This window comes from Algoriphagus sp. AK58 (assembly GCF_014324365.1).
Lineage (GTDB): Bacteria > Bacteroidota > Bacteroidia > Cytophagales > Cyclobacteriaceae > Algoriphagus.
Genome location: NZ_QEIG01000037.1, coordinates 1 through 2,623, shown reverse-complemented (window position 1 = coordinate 2,623; position 2,623 = coordinate 1). Strand labels below are relative to the sequence as shown.

The 2,623-nt window shown below is 40.9% G+C and carries 1 protein-coding gene; it reads left to right on the top strand.

Annotated elements, in window-relative coordinates:
• Positions 1–294 precede the first annotated feature (294 nt).
• Complete coding sequence (locus DDT91_RS20760; RefSeq protein ID WP_187178032.1) at positions 295–2,598, top strand: PKD domain-containing protein; 2,304 nt, start codon at positions 295–297, stop codon at positions 2,596–2,598.
• The last annotated feature ends 25 nt before the right edge of the window (positions 2,599–2,623 follow it).

Below are 2,623 nucleotides of genomic sequence, written 5' to 3'. Positions count from 1 at the left end.
AAAAGGCTTAGGTTTTTAAAAGTAAATCAAAGTTCCAACCGCTTTCTAAAAGCATTTCGTATAAAAAAAAATGCATTACAAAAATTTTTTCGACCTATCTCTTGGATATGAAAAACAAAAAAATGTATTTTTAAAGCAAAATTATAAATACGAGAGAACTTTTCAGATGTTTTGGCTTTTCGAATTAATAAAAAACCATTTTGAAGAGGATTTAAGTATTTGAAAATCAATCACTAAAGAGTGAATTCTTAGCTTCTAAGCATTACGAACTCGAAAAATTTAACCAATAGCGATATGGACAACTTATCCAATTGTCAGACAAGCCCCCGGCCAAATAGAAGAGGACCTTTTGGAAGGGTTAAAGTAAGAATGGAATTATTTTTCATTTTGTTTTTACTGATAGGTTTTCAATCTCAAGTCTTTTCTCAATTCGGAGGTCCTGTAAATTTTACTTCCAGGGTGCCTGGTTGTCCCCAGAACAATGCATTAGTTAATAATGTGCGGTTTGTAAAACCAAATGGAGATCCCTTTACGCTGGCAGACGATGATTTGTATAATATTGGGGAACCTGTTGACGGGAAAATTTTTGCAACTTTTGGTGGAAGTTCAGGTAATTTTTATTCAATCTATGCTCAATATGAAGTTTGGGTAAATGATACTTTGATAACAACCAAGGTTGAATGTATTTCTCCTCGTGTTAATCAGCCGCTTAACACACCAGTTAGCATTGGTGATTTCAGTTGGCCATGGGGAAGTAAACTGGAAATCAAAAATGTTTATTTCGCATGGCAAACTGGAAACGGATTTAATCAAGATTGCAGTCCTGGTAATCTCCAATCTCAATGCTACTTTAATGCTTCTGGTATTATTGTTAACACTCCTCTAGTAGCGAATTTTAATTTTCAAACTTTTTGTGAAAATCGAAACGTTTCATTTACCAATTTAACTACAGGTGGTGACCCTGCGGTTAATGCCACTTATTCATGGAATTTTGGTGATGGAAGTCCTTTGAACACGACTAATAATCCAACCCATACTTATGCATCCGCTGGGACCTATACAGTAACGTTGACTTCCACCAAATCAGGTGTGATTAAAACTATTTCCAAGCAGGTGACAGTTTATGACCCTATCGCCTTAACTATTAATGCTCCACCGGCTGTCTGTTCACCTGGTACTGTTGATCTTACCCTTCCTGCGGTAACCAACGGTTCATCTTCAGGGTTGACATTTACCTATTGGACAGATAATTTGGCTACCCAACCACTAGCTAATCCTAGTGCTGTTTCAATTTCTGGCACTTACTATATCAAGGGGGTAAATCCCATCACGGGATGTCAGTTGATTAGACCGGTCGTGGTCACTATTAATCCGCTTCCCGATTTTTCAGTGATTCCTCCTGCTGCGGTTTGTTCTCCTAACACCATTAATTTAACAACTACTCATACAGCAGCTCAAGGAGCGACATTCTCCTATTGGCTTGATTCAGAAGCCACACAACCTGTCCCTAATCCATTAGCGGTTGCATCATCCGGTACCTATTATATCAAAGCTACAAGCAGTTCAGGTTGTTTCGTAGTAAAGTCGGTGACTGTTAGTATTGGTACATGTGCGATCAGATTGGTCAAGGAGTTTACCAATACGCTCAGCGAAGACGAGTGTCTGGATCCTACCCTTAATCCTGTAATCAACTACACGTTTACGGCAACGTTAGGGTCTCAGAGTTTTCCTTTAAGTAACGTTTCAATTACTGATCCAAAGGTTCCAACGATCACTTATCAATCTGGTGACACCAATACTAATGGTATCCTTGAATCAGGTGAATCATGGGTTTATACGGGTTCTTATACCATTTTGGCTTCAGATATCGAAGCAGGTCAGGTGACCAATCAGGCTACCGCAAGAGGTTCATTTAATGGATATCAAGTGAGTGACTTGTCAGGTACTACGGTGGATAATGACCTGCAGACGGTTACGCCGATTTGTCAGAACGCTGTGATAGAAATAATCAAAGTGTCCAATAAAAATCCGTTGCAGGGAGAAGATTGCGTTGACTTGGAAGTAGGTGAAACTATTACCTATACGTTTACGGTCACTAATAAAGGCAATACACAGCTCATCAATGTAGCGGTTGTGGAAGAAAGCTTCTCCGGTGCTGGTGCAATGAGTGCCATATCATTTGTAAGCAGTACCATGGGAAGTGCAGCCGGTACCTTGAAAGTAGGCGAAGTAGCTACCTATACTGCTACCTATGTAGTTCAACAGGGAGATATTAATAATGGATTAATTTCTAACCAAGCCAAGGCAACTGCAACTGGTGCAGGTAAGAATATTTTTGATTTATCCAGTCCAAGTACTTCTACACCGGAAGGGGTTACTGAGGTTGTTATTTGTCAGGACTTTGATTATAGCATTACCAAGGTGGCGACACCGCAGACCTACGATTCGGTAGGCGAGGAGATCAGCTACGACATCACGGTGACCAACGATGGCAACGTGACGCTGAAAGGCATCGTGGTGACCGATCCGTTGACCGGCTTGAACCAGGTGATAGCGAGCTTGGCACCGCAGGCCGACACGGTGATTGTGACCAAGTAGAGGAGGAGCGCGGCGGGTAGGGATA

Bases quoted from the DNA above. Each gene is read 5' to 3' on its own strand.
- DDT91_RS20760 (WP_187178032.1), top strand. From the start codon at position 295: ATGGACAACTTATCCAATTGTCAGACAAGCCCCCGGCCAAATAGAAGA.